16 protein-coding genes and 2 tRNA genes are annotated in these 17,399 nt (G+C 51.9%); 14 read left to right on the forward strand and 4 right to left on the reverse strand.

Annotation, left to right across the window (positions count from 1 at the left end; all coding sequences use genetic code 11):
• Positions 1-14: 14 nt before the first annotated feature.
• The 3 genes from mutM to FCN15_RS13240 are packed head-to-tail and all read left to right on the forward strand — an operon-like array spanning position 15 to position 2,035.
• Complete coding sequence (mutM, locus tag FCN15_RS13230) at positions 15-851, forward strand: DNA-formamidopyrimidine glycosylase (RefSeq protein WP_138495472.1); 837 nt, start codon at positions 15-17, stop codon at positions 849-851.
• Between the two features lie 27 nt (positions 852-878).
• A complete protein-coding gene (gene coaE, locus FCN15_RS13235; protein ID WP_138495473.1) occupies positions 879-1,475 on the forward strand; it encodes a dephospho-CoA kinase in 597 nt (198 codons plus the stop codon).
• A complete protein-coding gene (locus FCN15_RS13240) occupies positions 1,472-2,035 on the forward strand; it encodes a lytic transglycosylase domain-containing protein (RefSeq protein ID WP_138495577.1) in 564 nt (187 codons plus the stop codon). Before coaE ends, FCN15_RS13240 begins: the two co-directional genes overlap by 4 nt.
• Positions 2,036-2,104: 69 nt before the next feature.
• Here FCN15_RS13240 and FCN15_RS13245 read toward each other — a convergent pair whose 3' ends face one another.
• Positions 2,105-2,326, reverse strand: a complete 222-nt coding sequence (locus FCN15_RS13245; protein WP_138495474.1) for an alpha/beta-type small acid-soluble spore protein — start codon at positions 2,324-2,326, stop codon at positions 2,105-2,107.
• Positions 2,327-2,465: 139 nt separating this feature from the next.
• On the opposite strand from FCN15_RS13245, the gene nrdR reads away from it, so the two are divergent.
• The 5 genes from nrdR to FCN15_RS13270 all read left to right on the forward strand — a co-directional run bounded on the left by nrdR (position 2,466) and on the right by FCN15_RS13270 (position 5,086).
• Positions 2,466-2,936 carry a transcriptional regulator NrdR gene (gene nrdR, locus FCN15_RS13250; protein WP_138495475.1) on the forward strand — a complete coding sequence of 157 codons (471 nt, stop codon included), beginning with the start codon at positions 2,466-2,468 and terminating at the stop codon, positions 2,934-2,936.
• Positions 2,937-3,065: 129 nt separating this feature from the next.
• Entirely contained in the window at positions 3,066-3,386 is a 321-nt protein-coding gene (locus tag FCN15_RS13255; protein ID WP_138495476.1) for a YnfA family protein, read from the forward strand.
• A 21-nt stretch (positions 3,387-3,407) separates the two neighbouring features.
• Complete coding sequence (locus tag FCN15_RS13260; protein WP_338044377.1) at positions 3,408-4,340, forward strand: DMT family transporter; 933 nt, start codon at positions 3,408-3,410, stop codon at positions 4,338-4,340.
• A gap of 576 nt (positions 4,341-4,916) precedes the next feature.
• Positions 4,917-5,000 (forward strand) — tRNA-Leu (locus tag FCN15_RS13265).
• A gap of 13 nt (positions 5,001-5,013) precedes the next feature.
• Positions 5,014-5,086, forward strand: a tRNA-Ala gene (locus FCN15_RS13270).
• Between the two features lie 85 nt (positions 5,087-5,171).
• On the opposite strand, the gene abc-f is transcribed toward FCN15_RS13270, so the two are convergent.
• Positions 5,172-6,665, reverse strand: a complete 1,494-nt coding sequence (abc-f, locus tag FCN15_RS13275; RefSeq protein WP_138495478.1) for a ribosomal protection-like ABC-F family protein — start codon at positions 6,663-6,665, stop codon at positions 5,172-5,174.
• A gap of 538 nt (positions 6,666-7,203) precedes the next feature.
• Here abc-f and FCN15_RS13280 point away from each other — a divergent pair.
• On the forward strand, positions 7,204-9,366 hold the full coding sequence (locus FCN15_RS13280; protein ID WP_138495479.1) for a 5'-nucleotidase C-terminal domain-containing protein: 2,163 nt from the start codon (positions 7,204-7,206) through the stop codon (positions 9,364-9,366).
• Positions 9,367-9,487: 121 nt separating this feature from the next.
• Here FCN15_RS13280 and FCN15_RS13285 read toward each other — a convergent pair whose 3' ends face one another.
• A complete protein-coding gene (locus FCN15_RS13285; RefSeq protein WP_138495480.1) occupies positions 9,488-10,651 on the reverse strand; it encodes an acyl-CoA dehydrogenase family protein in 1,164 nt (387 codons plus the stop codon).
• A gap of 330 nt (positions 10,652-10,981) precedes the next feature.
• On the opposite strand from FCN15_RS13285, the gene FCN15_RS13290 reads away from it, so the two are divergent.
• Both FCN15_RS13290 and FCN15_RS13295 read left to right on the forward strand, forming a co-directional pair.
• Positions 10,982-13,372 carry a GH36-type glycosyl hydrolase domain-containing protein gene (locus FCN15_RS13290; protein WP_138495481.1) on the forward strand — a complete coding sequence of 797 codons (2,391 nt, stop codon included), beginning with the start codon at positions 10,982-10,984 and terminating at the stop codon, positions 13,370-13,372.
• Between the two features lie 119 nt (positions 13,373-13,491).
• On the forward strand, positions 13,492-13,914 hold the full coding sequence (locus FCN15_RS13295; RefSeq protein ID WP_338044378.1) for a V4R domain-containing protein: 423 nt from the start codon (positions 13,492-13,494) through the stop codon (positions 13,912-13,914).
• An 11-nt stretch (positions 13,915-13,925) separates the two neighbouring features.
• Here the strand turns inward: FCN15_RS13295 and FCN15_RS13300 are convergent, their stop codons facing one another.
• Positions 13,926-14,300 (reverse strand): DUF488 family protein, N3 subclade, encoded by a 375-nt coding sequence (locus FCN15_RS13300; protein WP_138495483.1) that lies wholly within the window; start codon positions 14,298-14,300, stop codon positions 13,926-13,928.
• Positions 14,301-14,493: 193 nt separating this feature from the next.
• Here FCN15_RS13300 and FCN15_RS13305 point away from each other — a divergent pair, with 193 nt between their 5' ends.
• The 3 genes from FCN15_RS13305 (at position 14,494) to FCN15_RS13315 (ending at position 17,377) form a co-directional block, all read left to right on the forward strand.
• Positions 14,494-15,393 (forward strand): stalk domain-containing protein, encoded by a 900-nt coding sequence (locus FCN15_RS13305; RefSeq protein WP_138495484.1) that lies wholly within the window; start codon positions 14,494-14,496, stop codon positions 15,391-15,393.
• 194 nt (positions 15,394-15,587) lie between these two features.
• Positions 15,588-16,556, forward strand: coding sequence for a carbohydrate ABC transporter permease (locus FCN15_RS13310; protein ID WP_138495485.1), 969 nt, complete (start codon positions 15,588-15,590; stop codon positions 16,554-16,556).
• Positions 16,553-17,377 (forward strand): carbohydrate ABC transporter permease, encoded by an 825-nt coding sequence (locus tag FCN15_RS13315; protein WP_138495486.1) that lies wholly within the window; start codon positions 16,553-16,555, stop codon positions 17,375-17,377. Before FCN15_RS13310 ends, FCN15_RS13315 begins: the two co-directional genes overlap by 4 nt.
• The last annotated feature ends 22 nt before the right edge of the window (positions 17,378-17,399 follow it).

Consider the following 17,399-nt stretch of genomic DNA (forward strand, 5'->3'; position numbering starts at 1 on the left):
AGGTGAACGCAAAAATGCCGGAATTACCTGAAGTAGAAACGGTACGAAGAACATTAACTCAATTAATTACAGGCAAGAAGATAGAGAAAGTGACAGTAAATCTTCCGCGGATTATCCAGCGGCCCGATGATGTTCAGCTGTTCAGCCGGGAGCTGGCCGGGCATACGATCACCGGCGTTGGCCGGAGAGGGAAATTTCTGCGGATTGAGATGGACAGCCTCGTCCTCGTCTCCCATCTGCGGATGGAAGGGCGATATGGATTGTACCAGAGCGGTGAACCCGTCGAGAAGCATACGCATGTGATCTTCCATTTTACGGATGGGACTGAGCTGCGCTACCGGGATGTCCGCCAGTTCGGCACGATGCATTTGTTTGCGCCGGGCGAGGAATTCAGGAATAAACCGTTGCTGAAGCTGGGCCTTGAGCCGCTAGAGGAGCATTTTACGCTGGAGGCACTTAAGCAAGCCTTGGCAGGCCGGAAGACGAAGATCAAGGTTGCCCTTCTGAATCAGGAATACATTGTGGGGCTTGGCAATATTTATGTGGATGAGGCTCTGTTCCGGGCGGGCATCCATCCGGAGCGTCCAGCGGATTCCCTGAATGAAGCTGAGTGGGCGGCGCTGTTTGACAGCATTGTTTCAACCTTGTCGGAAGCGGTGGAAGCCGGAGGCTCCTCCATCAAATCCTATGTGAATGGTCAGGGTGAAATGGGGATGTTTCAGCATCAGCTGCAAATTTATGGACGGAAGAACGAAAGCTGTTACCGCTGCGGCGGTAGAATTGAGAAGTCAGTCGTAGGCGGGCGGGGCACGCATTACTGTCCGAACTGCCAGCGGCTGGAGCAAGAATGAGCAATGAAGTAATGAGGTGAATGGATTTTGAAGATCGGGCTGACAGGCGGAATTGCCACTGGAAAAAGCACGGTTTCCCGGATGCTGGTAAGCCGGGGAGCGCTGTTGATTGATGCCGATGTATTGGCCCGCGAAGTGATGGAACCCGGGCATCCGGTGCTGGAGGCTGTCGCGGATCGGTTTGGCAGGGACATGCTGCTGCCGGACGGGACTTTGAACCGGAAGAAGCTGGGGGCCCATATTTTTGCCCATCCGGAGGAACGCCTCGCGCTAAATGCCATTACGCATCCTGCCATTCGTGCCGAAACGAAACGGCGGATTGAGGAGTATGAGACGAATTACCCGGAGAAGTTAGTGGTGGTAGATATCCCGCTGCTGTATGAATCCGGCCAGGGATCTTTGTATGAAACGATTATGGTCGTTTATGTTCCGAGAGAGGTTCAGCTGATGCGGCTTATAGAGCGGGACGGTCTGGACGGAGCTGAGGCTGAAGCCAGATTGTCATCGCAGATGGATATTGAACAGAAGAAGCAGCTTGCAGACATCGTCATTGATAACAGCAGGGGACTTGCCGAGACGGAAGAGCAGATCGAACGATTTTGGAAAAGCTGTGGCTTGTCATGAAATGGCTCCGCAAAAAGAGAGTCCTGCTTCTTGTGTTCCTGGGATTTGTCCTGCTGCTGTTCCTGAATACGCACTGGCTGTCCCTTTTCTATCCGATCTACTATAAAGACGATATCAGAAAGCATGCGGAAAATAATCAGCTTGATCCCTTTATGGTGGCCGCTATTATCAAGGTGGAGACCAATTACAAGCCCAGCAAAGAGTCCAAGAAGGGCGCGCTTGGCGTCATGCAGATTATGCCGGAGACGGCGCAGTGGGTTCTTGAAAAGGCCAAGCTGCCAAGCGTGACCATGGATCAGATTAATCACGAAACCGGGACGAATATCGAAATCGGCACCTGGTATCTGAAGAATCTGTCCGATCAGTTTGACGGGAATATGATTGCTGTGATTGCCGCGTATAATGCCGGGCCGACGCGGGTCAAGAGCTGGCTGAAGAACGGCACCTGGGACGGCACTGTAGAGACCACCAAGAATATTCCGCTGGGCGAAACCAGGCATTATGTACAGCGTGTCGTTCATTATTATGAGCAGTATACAAGCATTTATGAACATTTTTGACATAGGAAAAACGCCGGAGAGAATACAGGATTCTCCCCGGCGCTTCTTAGGCGGCCTTGAGTCAGTTCTTTATTTGAATTGACCAGCCAGCTGTTGTTCTGCCAGTGTTACAAGACGTTTCGTAATGTAACCCCCGATAGAACCGTTTTCATAAGAAGTCAAGTTACCTGCGTATCCATCTTGTGGAAAAGAAATGCCGAGTTCTTGCGCAATTTCATATTTCATTTGCTCGAGTGCTCCGGAAGCTTGTTTAACGACCAGGTTGTTAGAGCTGCTGTTGTTGTTTGCCATTGTCTTTTTCACCTCCTTGAGTTGGTAACTGTATTATGTGCCGTATGGCGAAAACTACTCACAAAGTTCGAATTTTTTCTGGTGGTATTGTTAACCAATTGTCAGAAATCCTTGATGAATCAAGAAAGGAGAACATCCTTTGAAGTGTCCTTATTGCGATTATCACGGCACGAAAGTGCTGGATTCCAGGCCTGCGAATGAGAACCGGTCGATCCGCAGGAGGCGGGAATGTGAAAAATGCAGCCGCAGGTTTACAACCTTTGAAATGGTTGAGGAAACGCCGCTCATCGTCATTAAGAAGGACGGCAGCCGGGAAGAATTCAGCCGCGAGAAGATGCTGCGCGGTCTAATCCGTGCCTGTGAGAAACGCCCGGTATCTGTAGAACAGCTGGAATCGATTGTGACCGAGGTGGAAACCTCTCTGCGCAACACCGCAGTTGCAGAAGTGGAGAGCATGAATATCGGCGAGCTCGTCATGGAGCATTTATATCCGGTCGATGAAGTGGCTTATGTCCGTTTTGCCTCCGTATACCGTCAGTTCAAAGACATCGATATGTTTATGCGCGAGCTGAAGGGACTATTGTCCAAAGACTCGAGCGGCAGCAATTAGAGGCCTAGTGTGTGTTGAACAACGGAAAGTCCTGCTCCTTGGGAGCGGGATTTTTACTTTTTTTCTCAAAGCAAGAAATGCGGTATATAGATTAGATGTGTGAATGTCTAATGAGGGAGGACAAACTCCATGAGAGCTGCTGTGCTGTTTGTAATAGCTGGACTGGCTGAAATCGGAGGAGGCTATTTGATCTGGCTCTGGCTTCGCGACGGGAAAAGCTTGTTATACGGCATGTTTGGAGCTGTTCTGCTGATCGCCTACGGCATGGTTGCCACGGTGCAGTCCTTCTCGTCCTTTGGCCGTGTGTATGCGGCTTATGGCGGGATTTTTATCGTGCTGTCCATCCTGTGGGGATGGTGGGTGGACCGGAAAAGTCCGGATGCCTACGACTGGGCCGGCATGGCCATTTGTCTGATCGGGGCGCTTGTCATGCTTGCACCACGCAGGTGAAGCAGGCTGAATTTTTAATGAATGAAGAAGGAATCGACGATCATGAAGGAAACAAAATCGCTTTATTTCAATGCTGTGCTGCTGACTATCGGGGTCATTTCGATCGGATTGTCTTCCATTTTAATTAAATGGTCATCTGCTCCGGCTTCGATACTCGGGATGTACAGGCTGTTCTTTACGCTTGTAATTATTACGCCGATGATGCGCAAAGTATCTTTACCCGCTATTATCAAGGAGCTTTCGCGAAAAGATCTAATATTGCTGGTACTTGCCGGATTCTTTCTGGGACTGCATTTTCTGTTGTGGATGGAATCCCTGGATCTCACTTCCGTTGCCAGCTCCATGATTCTCCTATCACTCCAGCCTTTATTTATTATGATAGGCTCTTTCGTTATGTTTAAGGAACGTACAACCGGTGGAGGAGTGCTGGCCCTGAGTGTGGCAGTAATCGGTTCGGCTGTGACGGCTTGGGGCGACATCGGCCTTTCTTCTCAAGCCTTGTACGGGGATTTGCTTTCGCTGCTCGGAGCCGTAGCTTCGTCTCTCTACATGCTGGCAGGTCAGAATCTGGTCCGGAAAATCCCGCCGATTGCTTACAGCTATATCGTATTTTTTGTCGCTGCTGTTGTTATGCTTGTATACAATCTGCTCCAGGGCACCGCGCTGTTTGCCTATGATGTCAAAGAGTGGGTGCTGTTTCTGCTGCTGGCGATCGTCCCGACGATCTTTGGACAGATGTTATTCAACCGGCTGCTGGGCTCGTTAGGAGCCACCACGATTTCCATGGTAATCGTAGCTGAACCGGCGGTCGCCATTCTACTCGCTTCTGTTCTGCTGGATGAGCGGATCTCCCTGCTTCAGGCAGTTGGAGGCGCAGTAACCTTGGCGGGAATCGGGTTGTTCTTCTGGTTTAAGCAAAGGATGATTAAACGGTCTCAAGAAAGATTAAGCTAATTTTCAGGTTATTTAAAGGTAACGTTAATCTAAACCGTGTATATTGAAATTACCCTCTTAATGATAAATTGGTTGAAGGGAATTTGCTGGGTGGGGCCGGCAGATTCCCGATCAACCGGGATTTCCAATTGATGTTCACTACTCCTTTATACATAGATAAAAATAGACAAAAGACTCTGCATCCGCAGGGTCTTTTGTTTGTATGTAAAGAAGGTCTTTTGTTTGTATATAAAGAAGTTCTTTTGTTTGTATATAAAGCAGTTCTTTTGTTTGTAAATAAGAAAGTTTAGTATAAATGCCTTAACTTAAGAGATATGGGGCGGAGGTACAAGACAGAGACCGAAAGCGGTATATGGTATAGCGTATCCGACAGCAAAAGGAGGTTGTAATCATGAGTGAAGCGGGAGCAGGCTATCGCGGCACGTTCACATCGGCAGTGAGAGGATTTGTTGTTCCTTGAAATAAGCTTAAATTAGAAATGATAAAAAGGGATTGACAAGCGTTCAGCCAACGTGATATTATCTATCTTGTCGCTGATCAAGTTACTTGCTAACTGAACAGCAGCACAACACATATGCGGTCGTGGCGGAATTGGCAGACGCGCACGGTTCAGGTCCGTGTGGGCTAACCCCCGTGGAGGTTCGAGTCCTCTCGACCGCATACTTTTATTTATGGGGCCTTAGCTCAGCTGGGAGAGCGCATCGCTGGCAGCGATGAGGTCAGGGGTTCGATCCCCCTAGGCTCCATACTAGTAGTAAAGAATAATAAGCAAAGAATAGTAAGCAAATATTATTAAGTAAATAATAGTAAGCAAAGAAAACTCTGATATTATCAGAGTTTTCTTTTTTTCAATTCAACCATTTTTGTCGCGATATGCCGGGTAAATTCTTCATCGTGCTCCACAAAGATTAAGGTCGGGGCATGCTCAAGCAGCACTTCTTCGATCTGCATTCTGGAGATGACATCAACGAAGTTCAGCGGTTCGTCCCAGATATGCAGATGGGCGTGTTCACACAGGCTCTTGGCGATCAGCACCTTCTTCTTCTGTCCGCCGCTGAATGAAGATATGTCTTTCTCGAACTGCAAGCGGGAGAAGTCGAGTTTGCGCAGAATTGCCTTAAACAGGCTTTCCTCGATCCCGTGGTTGCGGGCATAGCCGGACAGGTTCCCGCTTAAATGGGAGGTGTCCTGGGAAACATACGAAATTTTCAGCTGGCTGCCCTTGCGGAAGGTACCGGAGTACGATATTTCTTCTCCCAGGATCAGCTTTAGCAGACTTGACTTGCCGGAGCCGTTGGGCCCGGTGACGGCGATCCGGTCACCCTGCTCAATAGTGAAGCTGACGTCCCTGCAAACGCTGTGCTCTCCGAATCGGATGGATACGTGATCCAGCTCGGCTAAGAGCGATTTGTGATAGGCAAGCTGCGAGAGCTGCAGGCTCTCCGAGGCTTCTATATTTTTCAGAAGCTTGGATTTCTCCTCCATTGCGGCCTGCTGCCGCTGTTCAATCGACTTGGAGCGTTTCATCATTTTGGCGGCCTTGTGGCCGACATATCCTTTGTCTACTTTGGAGCCGGAATTGCGACTTCCGTTCTTGGTTCTTTCTACTTCATGGGACCACTGTCCGGTTCTTTTGGAGGCTTCTGACAGCCGCCTAATGTCTTTGCGGAGCTTTTCATTTTCATTCCATTCATATTGATCCTGCCGCTGCTTGTTCACCCACCAGTCGGAGAAATTGCCTTTTTGAATCTCGATATTGGTCTTGTTGATGGACAGAATGTGGTCTACGCAGTGATCAAGAAACGCCCTATCGTGAGAGACCAGTATATAACCGTTCTTCCCGTTCAAATACTCGCTGACGAGCTTTCTGGCATGGAGGTCCAAATGGTTGGTCGGTTCGTCAATCAGCAGGAAATGATTCTCCTTCAGAAACAAAGCGGCTAACTGAACTTTGGTCTGCTCGCCGTTTGACAAGGAATGATAGGGGCGGTATAACACGTCTTCTGAAACTTTAAGCAGGGAGAGCTCCCGGAGAAGCTGCCAGTGCTCATAGTCAGGGTGGATCCCGCTCACGACATCCAGGGTAAGATGTTCAGGATGCGGAACTTCAAAAGGGAAGTAGTCAAAGCTTACTTGTGACGAAATCGTCCCGCTGTACTCCAATTTGCCCTGGAGCAGGTTCAGAAATGTGGTTTTGCCGCGCCCGTTCCTGCCTGTGAAGCCCAGTTTCCAGTCGGTATCAATTTGAAAGCTTACCTCTTCAAAAATAGGATCATAGCTGCCCTCGTAGGCGAAGGTCAGGTTTGATACACGAATTAAGGTCATAAATTTATCCCTCCTGCTGCTAAAAAAATAAATGAGCTGCAAGAAAGTTACTTTCCTGCAGCTCAAGAAATACAGCAAACCAGCCTGTAGAGGCTGGAGCGGGATTATTTTCCGAGTGAAAGAATAAGTAACTTTCTTGTCGGCAAAAAGAACAAAACAAAGACTGCTTTATTCTTTAAAACCAAGCAAGAAATATTACATTATTCAATCACTCCCGTTCATAAGTTTGGTGCCATCATAACATACGGCTCAGCGGGTTGCAATCCGGGATTCCGCAAGCCGGGATTCCGCAAGCCAGGATTCCGCAAGCCATCTACGGCCGGGTGCCTATTCATGGTGTTCGTCTGCTTCTGAGACGGGGCCTTTGAGCAGTTATTAGCATGGCAGGCTCCATCCATATGCCCATTTTTGCTTGAATTTGCAGAGCGAAAGTCGCAGCTGTTTAGGAGTTTCCTATTATTTACATGAAAGTCTATTAAACTTATAGTTAATAGGGAAGATACCAAATTTCTGTAAAATAGGACGGAGGATGGAATGGATGGAGTCTGCAAAGAAACCGTTTGGCAAAATACTGGCTGCAGCAATTGTTGCTGCAGGTATGCTTCCAGGGCTGGCTGGAGGAGCGGCAGCTGCCGATACCCCGGAGAGCACGGGAGCTTCAAAGGGGTTTGAGCTCCGGATCTTACATACGAACGATACCCACGCCCATTTGGATAATATCGCCCGCCGGGTCTCAGCGGTCAATGCGGCCAGAAATGACAGCACACTGCTGCTGGATGCGGGGGATGTTTTTGCCGGGACCTTGTATTTCAATCAGTATAACGGGCTTGCAGATCTGTACTTCATGAATCAAATGGGCTACGACGCCATGACGTTCGGCAATCATGAGTTTGACAAAGGACCTCAGACGCTGGCTGATTTTGTGAAGCAGGCCAAGTTCCCGTTTGTAAGCGCCAATATCGATTTCAGCACCGAGCCTGCGTTGAGCGTAAGCACGCATGAAACGATCGGTGACCCGGGAGAGGACGGTCAAATCTATCCGGCGATTATTAAAGAAGTGAATGGAGAACAAGTCGGGATTATCGGCCTGACGACTCCGGAATCCTCGGTTCTGTCTTCTCCAGGTCCGAATATAACATTCAAGGATGAAGTGGAAAGCGCCCAGAAGCAGGTTGACGCGCTTGAAGCTGCGGGAATCAATAAGATCATCGCTTTGACGCATCTGGGATATACGGTTGACCAGCAGCTGGCTGACGCTGTTGAAGGCCTGGATGTTATCGTTGGCGGGCACTCCCATACCCAGCTTGACGATGCAGAGGTGCATCACGCTGATCAGGAGCCGACGCTGATTGTGCAGACCGGTGAATACGATAATAACCTGGGCCAGCTGGATGTTACCTTTGACGAGAAAGGCGTGCTGACGGCCTGGAAGGATCAGCTGATTGCACTGGATGCCAAGGACGACGCGGGGAACTATGTGATCAAAGGCGATGCGGATTCGGAAGCCAAACTGGCTGAATATGCCGCTTCGTTAGAAGAATTAAAGAAGACCGTTGTCGGTGAGACAGACGTCGAGCTTGACGGTGAGCGGGACCATGTCCGTAAGCAGGAGACGAATCTGGGCGACCTGGTCGCTGACGGCATGCGGGCCAAGGTAATGAGCATCGTTCATGAGCCAAGTGCCAAAGGATATGTAACGATTCAGAACGGTGGAGGCATCCGTGCATCCATCGGCGCAGGCGACATCACGCTTGGCGATCTGCTCACCACCATGCCTTTTGGCAATAACTTGTCGGCTCTAAAGATGACCGGGCAAGAAATTACAGCCGCTTTGGAAAATGGGGTGAGCGGGATAGAAGACGGGGCAGGCCGGTTCCCGCAGGTATCGGGCATGCGCTTTTACTATGACTCGGCCAAGCAGCCTGAAGTAGTAGACGACGTAACCGGGGAGAAGAAGCAGGAAGGACAGCGGATTGTAAAAGTCCAAATCCAGAATGAAGACGGCACTTATACCGATCTAGATCCAAACGCCTATTATATCGTAGCAACCAATTCCTACATGGCAGGCGGCGGTGATTTCTACAGCTCGATGAAGCAGGCCAAAGACGATGGACGTTACTATGAGCTGAATCTGGTTGACTATGAAGTGTTCCATGAATATCTGGATAAGGTAGGCAAAGTCCAAATAACTAATCAAGGCCGTATTACGGATTTGAAAGGAGCTGCGCTTCCGGCTGAAGCAGGAGAGGCTGCAGGATCAGATAACGGCGGCAGCAAAATGATCTTCACGGACCTTGGCAATGACGCTGACGCCTCGGTGATCCAGGCTGCGGCAGAGGCAGGACTGGTTAAAGGATATGAAGACGGCACCTTCCGTCCCGACCAGCCCGTGACGCGGGCTGAATTTGCCGTGATGGTGAGCCGTGCGTTCCAGCTGACAGCCTCCGATTCGGAGCTGAGCTTTACCGATGCTGAGAGCATTCCGGCATGGGCGCTGCCTGCTGTGAAAGCTTTACAAGCTGCCGGGCTGCTGGAAGCCTTCCAGGCAGGTGCCTTTGAACCGGAGCAACAGCTGACTGCTGGTGAAGCGGCGGCGATTATTGCCGCTGCTTCAGGCAGTGACGCGGCTGCAGCCCCGGCTGATGGCGGAGATCTGACGCGAAGAGACGTGGTGTTCATGCTGGCTGCGGCAGTGAAATAAAGGCCCGTTTAATATTTCTAAAAAAAATACCCCTTGGCGCTTGCCGGAACGTAGACGTTCTGACAAGACCAGGGGGTATTTTTACTGGGATAGATTTAGAGAATATTGCTTGAAAAAGTAATTACCCTTCGCTCAAAGCGTCCCCAGCCAGATTCTGAATGATGGTGTTCTCCATTGGAGGATTGTGCAGGCCTGCGCGGACGTCCCGGTAATAGCGCTCCAAGGGCAGGCTGCGGGACAAGCTGGTGCCGCCGACAATGCGCATAGCAAGATCTACGACCCGGATGGCATGGTTGGTCACCACATATTTGGCGAGACCTAAATCCGGCTTCATATGAGGCCGGTTATCCGCTTCCTGGTCCCAGCGGGCGGCAGTGGCGAACAGCAGAGAGCGGGCGGTCCGCAGCTCTGCTTCCATCTGCCCGATTTGCTGCTGGACAGAAGGCAGGGAACTGATCGGCACTGTCAGATTATTCGGCTTGTATGAACGGGCGAAATCCAGCGCGTAGTCCCGGGCAGCCAAAGCGATGCCCATATAGCAGGCCGGAATATGCAGCAGCCAGCCTGCACCGTCATCTGTGCCTTTGCCGGAGATCCGGTGGGCGTCGGGGGCGAAAGCGCCGTTTAATACCACGTCATGGCTTCCCGTTCCCCGCATCCCCAGGGTATCCCACGTTTCGATCACACTGACTTTATCTGTCCTCTCAACGAGGAATTCGGCTGTCGTGTCTTCATCCGGCAGGTAAGCGGTGACGACAAAACGGTCGAGGATCGGCGAAAGGGTGCTGAACGTTTTGCGGCCTGTGATCAGCCAGCCGTCTTCTGTCCGAACGGCGGTCGTCTCCGGACGCCCGCCCCGGCTGGGACTTCCGGTGGACGCTTCGCTCGCAAACGTATTGATCATGGCCCCGTCTGCTGCGACAGACCGGCAGAAGGAGGCGAACAGCTCCTCCGGCCATTTGCCGCTGCTGCGCAAATGCAGGATCTGGCCCAAATGCCAGCCGACAGCCAGGGCAGTGGAGCCGTCGCCGTAGGCCAGACGTTCCTGGTGCAGAAGAAATTCATACAGCGAGATTTCTTCCCCTCCGTACTTTGTCGGAACGGTAAGCTTCAGGTAGCCGGCTTCGCGCAGATCGGCAAAATTTTCAAAAGGAAATGAGCCCTCCCGGTCATGCTTGGCTGCACGCTGCGCAAAGGCTTCTGCAAGCTCAGCCGTTTTGTATACGCGATCCCGTTCTTCTTCATTCCGAATATATTGATTGATATAACGATTGTCTTTACTCATAGATCAAACCGCTCCCTTCCTTTGTCATTATAGCAAATAGGGATGACCGCGTTAAAAGCAGGTTAGCAGAAAGCTCCATTTTCCCGTAATTGTACGTATTCCTGTTATTTTAAACGTATACTTGTATGCAACTTCAATTTTCTCCAATTTATACAGCGTCTTTCAAAGTGCAATCCCAACCCGCATAAGGTATGATCTACTGGAGGTCCTTCAGGGAAGCCTTTTCAGAAAGCGCTGACAAATCCAGCCGGCGAATGAAGAAGCCCCTGCGGGAACACAAGTCAAGTCTCTATTTCTTTAGAAAATTAGAAGGGTGAGGTGCGCGGTTACATGATGGGTCCTACTGATGATCAGGAGCGTTATGAATTAACGAGTCCGACTCTGCTTCCGAAAGCTTCAGGATTTCTGTGGAATGAGAAAATGATGATTCATATGAACTGCCGCGGGTATGCGGTTGCCCAGTTTATGCAGCCCGAACCGGCCAAATATTCGCATGCTCCGAATCTGGAGGCCAAGACCTTTATGCAGCCGGAGCAGCCTTATTATGCGCATCATCCGGGCCGCTTCGTGTTTGTGAAGGATGAGGAGAGCGGGGAGGTCTTCTCGGCGCCTTACGAGCCTGTCCGGGTGCTGCCGGAGGATTATGTGTTTTCAGCCGGCAAGCATGATATTCAGTGGAGGGTCCGGAATCAGGGGCTGTTGATCGAAATGACCCTAAGCCTGCCGAAAGAAGATGCGCTTGAATTGTGGCGGGTCAAGGTGACAAACCTGTCCCAGGATCAGCGGAAAATCAGCATCTACCCTTATTTTACAATCGGTTATATGTCATGGATGAACCAATCCGGGGAATACCGGGGAGATCTTCAGGCCATTGTAGCCTCTTCCGTTACGCCTTATCAGAAATATCAGGATTACGATAAAATCAAGCATTTCAGCGACAAAACGTTCCTGCTCGCCGAACAGCGGCCAGATGCCTGGGAAGCGAACCAAGAGGAATTTGAGGGCGAAGGCGGCATTATGATGCCGTCTGCGATCCAGTCTGAGCGACTGGCAGGAGGGGAAGCCCGCTATGAAACGCCTGCGGCGGTGCTGCAGTACCGCCTGGATCTTGCGCCCGGTGAGGAGCGCGAATTCCGGTTTATTTTTGGACCGGCCCATGATGAAGAAGAGATTGCGGGGATTCGCAGGAGGTATTTCACGGATAAAGCTGCGGAATATGCATCGGCAGAGGAAGACGGCTTTGTCCGCGCAGAACGCGAGTACGCCGAGTATGTGCTGGAAGGCCGAGGGGTCCTGGAGATCCACACGCCGGACGCCGATCTCGATAATTTCGTGAATCACTGGCTGCCGCGGCAAATGTACTATCATGGCACAACCAACAGGCTGACGACCGACCCGCAGACCCGGAATTATCTGCAGGACCATATGGGCATGAGCTACATACGGCCGGAGACAACGCGGGCGGCATTTCTGACGGCGCTGAGCCAGCAGGAGGCAAGCGGGGCGATGCCGGACGGGATTATTTTGCACAAGGATGCCGAGCTCAAATATATCAATCAGGTTCCGCATACCGACCACTGCGTCTGGCTGCCGATCTGCCTCAGCACCTATTTAGATGAAACGGGTGACTACAGCATTTTGGAAGAGCAGGTGCCTTTCGCGGACAGCAGGGAAACGGCCTCCGTTCTGGAGCATATCAATCTCGCGATGCAGTGGCTGATCAAGGACCGGAATGACCGGGGACTCAACTATATTAACCAGGGCGACTGGTGCGATCCGATGAACATGGTGGGCTACAAGGGGAAAGGCGTCTCCGGCTGGCTGACCATTGCGACGGCTTATGCTTTCAGTGTCTGGGCGGATATCTGTGAGCGCAGCGGCCAGCCTGATTCCAGCAAAAAATACCGCCTGGCGGCCGAAGAGACCAACAATGTGGTCAATCAATACCTGTGGGACGGCGACTGGTATGCGCGTGGAATTACGGATGACGGTGTTACATTCGGGGTCCGAACCGACAAGGAAGGGCGCATCTTCATCAATCCGCAGGGATGGGCGCTGCTGAGCGGCGCGGCCGACGAGATCAAGCGGCAGAAGCTGATGCGGGCAGTAGAGGAGCAGCTTGAGACTCCTTATGGAGTGGAAAAGCTTGCTCCATCCTTCACCGCCATGCGTGAAGACGTGGGAAGGGTGACGCAGAAGCATCCGGGCAGCGCGGAGAACGGCGCGGTATACAATCATGCGGCAGCTTTTTACATCTATGGTCTATACGCTGCTGGAGAACAGGACAACGCCTATCGCCTGCTGCGGAAAATGCTGCCGGGACCGGCGCATGAGGACATCGTTCGTCGCGGCCAGCTGCCGGTATTCATTCCGAATTATTACCGGGGCGCTTACCGGCAGTTTCCGAAGACGGCGGGACGCTCCAGCCACCTGTTCAACACGGGGACCGTCCCTTGGGTCTATCGCTGCCTTGTAGACGGACTGTTTGGTGTGCAGGGTACGAAAGAAGGGCTGCGCATCAGGCCGCAGCTGCCAACAGACTGGCAGGAAGCTTCGGTGAAACGGACCTTCCGGGGAGCCGAGCTGCAGATTGAGATGAAGCGGGAGCTTGGGATTTCGGTACAGGAAGTGTACGTGGACGGCCATTTGGCGGAAGACGGAATCCTGAAGGTTATTCGTCCCGGAGCTGTATACCGGGTAGTAGTGAAGCTCCCCTCTTAAGAGGATGTGATCAAAATCACATGTGCTCCATTTTCCATGAACTATACTTTCTTCAAGCTAGAGGAGTTACATAGAAAGGTAGATGGAACATGAGCAGAGCTGATTTTACATTCGAGGATATGAAATCTATCAATCGGACGAGCCTGGGTGATACCGTGCCCCTGGAACTATTCAGAACAATCCGGTTAATCGGCATGTACCAGGGCCTGCCGATGGGCGGGAGAGGAACGACTGCAACAATTGGGCGCAAGATCGGCGAGAATCTTCCCGCTGCCAGCATTGAAGAGCTGTTTGAGCTCTTCCGGAGCCTGAAGATCGGGCTGCCTTCGATCGTGAAGCAGGATGAACGGACGATCCGTATTGCAGTCGAGGACTGTTTCTGCAAAGGGCTGCCGGTTCAGGAAGAGAAGATGGTATGCGACCTGGAGGGAGCGATCATGGAAGGGGCCCTGCAGCGCATTCTTAACCGGCCGGTCACAGTGCGTGAAGTAAAATGCAATGTGAATGGCGATGAGCACTGCGAGTACGAGGTGCGTCTGTAGACGAGCCGGAGCTACCCCCTGCGGATGAAATCAAGCAGGACGGCGCCATGGTTATGCACGGGATCTTTGGCCGCATACAGCAGCGTGACGGTTCCGGCGCTGGCCCAGCTGCGGATCTGCGCTGCCAGCCGCTGGCGCTCTGCGTCTTCGGCAAGCTCGCGCAGGTACTGCTCTTCAAACGCTGCAAACCGTTCCGGGCGGTGAGCGAACCATTTTCGCAGCTCGGGGCTGGGTGCAATCTCTTTGAACCAGTCGTCAATTGCCGCCTGCTCCCGGCTGATGCCGCGCGGCCACAGGCGGTCCACGAGGATGCGTCTTCCATCCGTGAGAGAGAAGGGGTCATAAATGCGCTTCAGGCATAGATTATCTTGGGAAAAAGCAGTCAAATTCTATCATCTCCGCAGCCGTCAATTTGTTTTGGGTTATTATACCTTTTCGCAAGTAGTTTGTTAAATTGGTTAATTGTTTAATTGGCAAATTGGCAAATTGGCAAATAGAAGCAACTTTTTGGACTCCTCCTCCGTCTGAGCCTGTGAGAATGTTAATCACAACCCTTAGAAGGGGGAAGGAGTCCGAAGAATGAGAACGAAGACAAAAGTGGTCTATTTGACCCTGATTGGCCTGCTCGGCGCGGCAACAGCCGCCGGGGCCTCCGGTCTGTCCGCCAAGGTAACCGGTATACTAAGGGGCGATATGAAGGTCACTGTGGATGGACAGGCTGTATCCATGCAGCCTGTCGTCATTAACGGCCAGGTTTACCTGCCGGCCCGCGCCGAAGCCGAAGCGCTTGGCTATACGTTGAACTATGATGGCGCGAATCGTTCGATCAGTATGGATAAACAGGAGGAGGAAACGACGGTTGCTGCTCCCGAAAGTTATTTGCACCAAACAGGAGTTATTGTGAATGTGGCTGAAGCAAGCAGCGGCAGCTGCAAGGTCGAAGTGCTTGGCAAGGGCGACAACAGCTGGGTCGTGCTGAATGTCGACAAGGACACCGCAATCCTCAACAGCGACGGTACTACGTCAGTTGCAACAGACCTCCAGGCCGGTATGAGCATTACTGCTGAATACGGCCCGGTTATGACAAGATCGTATCCGGGACAGTCCCATGCGGCTTCCATTACGGTTAGCGGACAAACGCTCTTCCGGGAGGACGTTATTCATTCTGTAGAACATACGGCTGATGGCTGGGTGGTCAAATTCGGGGCAACGAAAGACGGAACTTTTACACCTGAACTGACCGTAACTTCCGGCAAGGAAACAAGCGTGCTGACCCGCGAAGGGCAGCCTGTGAACTGGGAGGATATACAGGCAGGAGACAAAGCGGGCGTCTATTACGGACCCGGCTACACAGGCAGCCAAACGCCTGCGAGCCCGCTGTATTACATGGTGCTGCTAAGCGGGGAAGAAACGTTAAACAGCACGGCGCAGACAGCTGACCCGATCAAAGCGTTTCCAGACGCTGACCCGGCCAAATAAATAGATTCCAAGAACAGAGAACCTTGCGGACAGACAGCTGCCGCAGGGTTCTTTTGTTTTGCTCTGCACAAACAATTCTATAAAATTTTTACATATTCAGACGAATCCTCTGATCTCCCCCTTACACGTGAAGCTTACACTGACAAAGGTAACCCGTCCGGACAGGACGACTTTATGTCAAAGGAGGCTTACGAATGAGCGAGCTTGATAAACGCTTGAGCTTGCCGGTTGAGCGGACATCCGCTTCCGTCAGATCAGCCCTGCCCCTTCGCGCGGCCTCGTTAAAGAGGAGCAGGCTGAAAGAGAACGCCCTTGCTTATGCCTTTCTGGCTCCCTCTCTGCTGCTGTTTGCTGTCTTTCTGTTTTATCCGCTTGTGAAATCCGTTTATCTTAGTCTGCACAGCACAGACCCTGCCGGAAGAATTGCCGGCTTCACCGGGTTTGACAATTACAGTGATCTGTTCACCTCAGGACTCTTTGTGAGCGGCATCAAAACTACGGCCCTGTTTGCACTGCTGACAGTTCCGGCCGGTATTCTGCTCGCGCTCATCCTCGCCGTGCTTACCCATAACATGCTTCGCGGCAAGCGTTTATTCCAATTCGCATTTTCCCTTCCTATGGTGATCTCGGTCGGCTCGGCCAGTGTCATCTGGAAGTTTCTGTTTCACCCGACGCTCGGCATGCTGAATTATCTGCTGGAGCAGGCAGGCATGGCACCGGTTGGCTGGCTGATCGATCCGCATTGGGCACTGCTGTCCATATCAATAATGACCGTCTGGATGAACCTTGGCTTCAATTACATCCTTCTGTCCAGCGGGATGCAGGGCATTCCCGATGAAATTTACGAAAGCGCCAGGATTGACGGGGCAGGTCCGCTGCGCGTTTTTTACCGGATTACGATGCCGCTGCTCTCACCAACGCTCTTCTTTGTGCTGGTAGTATCCACGATCGGCGCCTTCCAGTCCTTCGGCCAGATCAACATTTTGACGCAGGGCGGTCCGATGAACTCCACCAGCGTGTTTGTCTACTCCATTTACCAGGAATCCTTTATTAATTTCCGCTTCGGAACCGGCAGTGCGCAGGCTATTCTGCTGTTCCTGGTCATTATGCTGCTGACCCTGATTCAATTCAAATGGGTGGAAAGAAAGGTGCATTATCAATGAAAAAGTTTACGGCCGGACAAGCTTTGTCCTATCTCGTAATGACCGCAGCAGCGGTGCTCGTCCTGTACCCGGTTGTGTACAGCTTCTTCATGTCCGTCATGACGCAGTCGGAAGCGAGCGCCTACCCGCCGAGCCTGTTCCCGCATGCGCTGCACCTGGCCAACATGAAAGAGGTATTCAGGATGGTGCCGATCGCTTCTTTCATCGGGAATACGTTCTTCGTGTCCGCCGTCGTCATGATTGGCCAGCTGGTCACCGCGAGCTGTGCGGCCTACGCTTTTGCCAATATGGAGTTTAAAGGCAAGGGGCTCATGTTCAGCCTGTTTGCGGCGACGATGATGGTGCCCTGGGAAGTGACGATGATCCCGAATTATCTGACCGTGCGCAGCTTGAACTGGCTGGATACCTATCAGGGACTGACGATTCCCTTTCTGGCGACGGCGTTCGGCACATTTATGCTCCGGCAGTTCTTCCTGCAGCTGCCTAAAGAGCTGTTTGAAGCGGCCAAAATGGACGGGTGCGGACATGTCCGCTACTTCCTGTTCCACATGCTTCCGCTGTCCAGGCCAGCGCTTGGCACGCTTGCGGTCTATTCCTTTCTCAATATGTACAACTCCTATCTCTGGCCGCTGCTGGTGACGAACAGCAAACCGATGCGGACGATCCAGATCGGGATTTCGATGCTGGAATTTCAGGAATCCACCTCGTGGAATCTCGTCTTTGCCGGCATTACGCTTGCAATTCTGCCCTCCTTGCTATTGCTGGTCTTTGGGCTGAAACAGCTGGTTCGGGGAATGGCGGCAGGGGCTTTGAAGGGCTGAACCTTCAGCTCCGCCGCTTTAC

This window comes from Paenibacillus pinistramenti (assembly GCF_005869875.1).
Taxonomy (GTDB): Bacteria; Bacillota; Bacilli; order Paenibacillales; family Paenibacillaceae; genus Fontibacillus; species Fontibacillus pinistramenti.

Bases quoted from the DNA above. Each gene is read 5' to 3' on its own strand.
- mutM (WP_138495472.1), top strand. From the start codon at position 15: ATGCCGGAATTACCTGAAGTAGAAACGGTACGAAGAACATTAACTCAA.
- FCN15_RS13245 (WP_138495474.1), bottom strand. From the start codon at position 2,326: ATGGCAAACAACAACAGCAGCTCTAACAACCTGGTCGTTAAACAAGCT.
- FCN15_RS13240 (WP_138495577.1), top strand. From the start codon at position 1,472: ATGAAATGGCTCCGCAAAAAGAGAGTCCTGCTTCTTGTGTTCCTGGGA.
- FCN15_RS13305 (WP_138495484.1), top strand. From the start codon at position 14,494: ATGAGAACGAAGACAAAAGTGGTCTATTTGACCCTGATTGGCCTGCTC.
- FCN15_RS13260 (WP_338044377.1), top strand. From the start codon at position 3,408: ATGAAGAAGGAATCGACGATCATGAAGGAAACAAAATCGCTTTATTTC.
- FCN15_RS13310 (WP_138495485.1), top strand. From the start codon at position 15,588: ATGAGCGAGCTTGATAAACGCTTGAGCTTGCCGGTTGAGCGGACATCC.
- FCN15_RS13285 (WP_138495480.1), bottom strand. From the start codon at position 10,651: ATGAGTAAAGACAATCGTTATATCAATCAATATATTCGGAATGAAGAA.
- FCN15_RS13255 (WP_138495476.1), top strand. From the start codon at position 3,066: ATGAGAGCTGCTGTGCTGTTTGTAATAGCTGGACTGGCTGAAATCGGA.
- FCN15_RS13295 (WP_338044378.1), top strand. From the start codon at position 13,492: ATGAAATCTATCAATCGGACGAGCCTGGGTGATACCGTGCCCCTGGAA.
- abc-f (WP_138495478.1), bottom strand. From the start codon at position 6,665: ATGACCTTAATTCGTGTATCAAACCTGACCTTCGCCTACGAGGGCAGC.
- FCN15_RS13290 (WP_138495481.1), top strand. From the start codon at position 10,982: ATGATGGGTCCTACTGATGATCAGGAGCGTTATGAATTAACGAGTCCG.
- FCN15_RS13280 (WP_138495479.1), top strand. From the start codon at position 7,204: ATGGAGTCTGCAAAGAAACCGTTTGGCAAAATACTGGCTGCAGCAATT.
- FCN15_RS13315 (WP_138495486.1), top strand. From the start codon at position 16,553: ATGAAAAAGTTTACGGCCGGACAAGCTTTGTCCTATCTCGTAATGACC.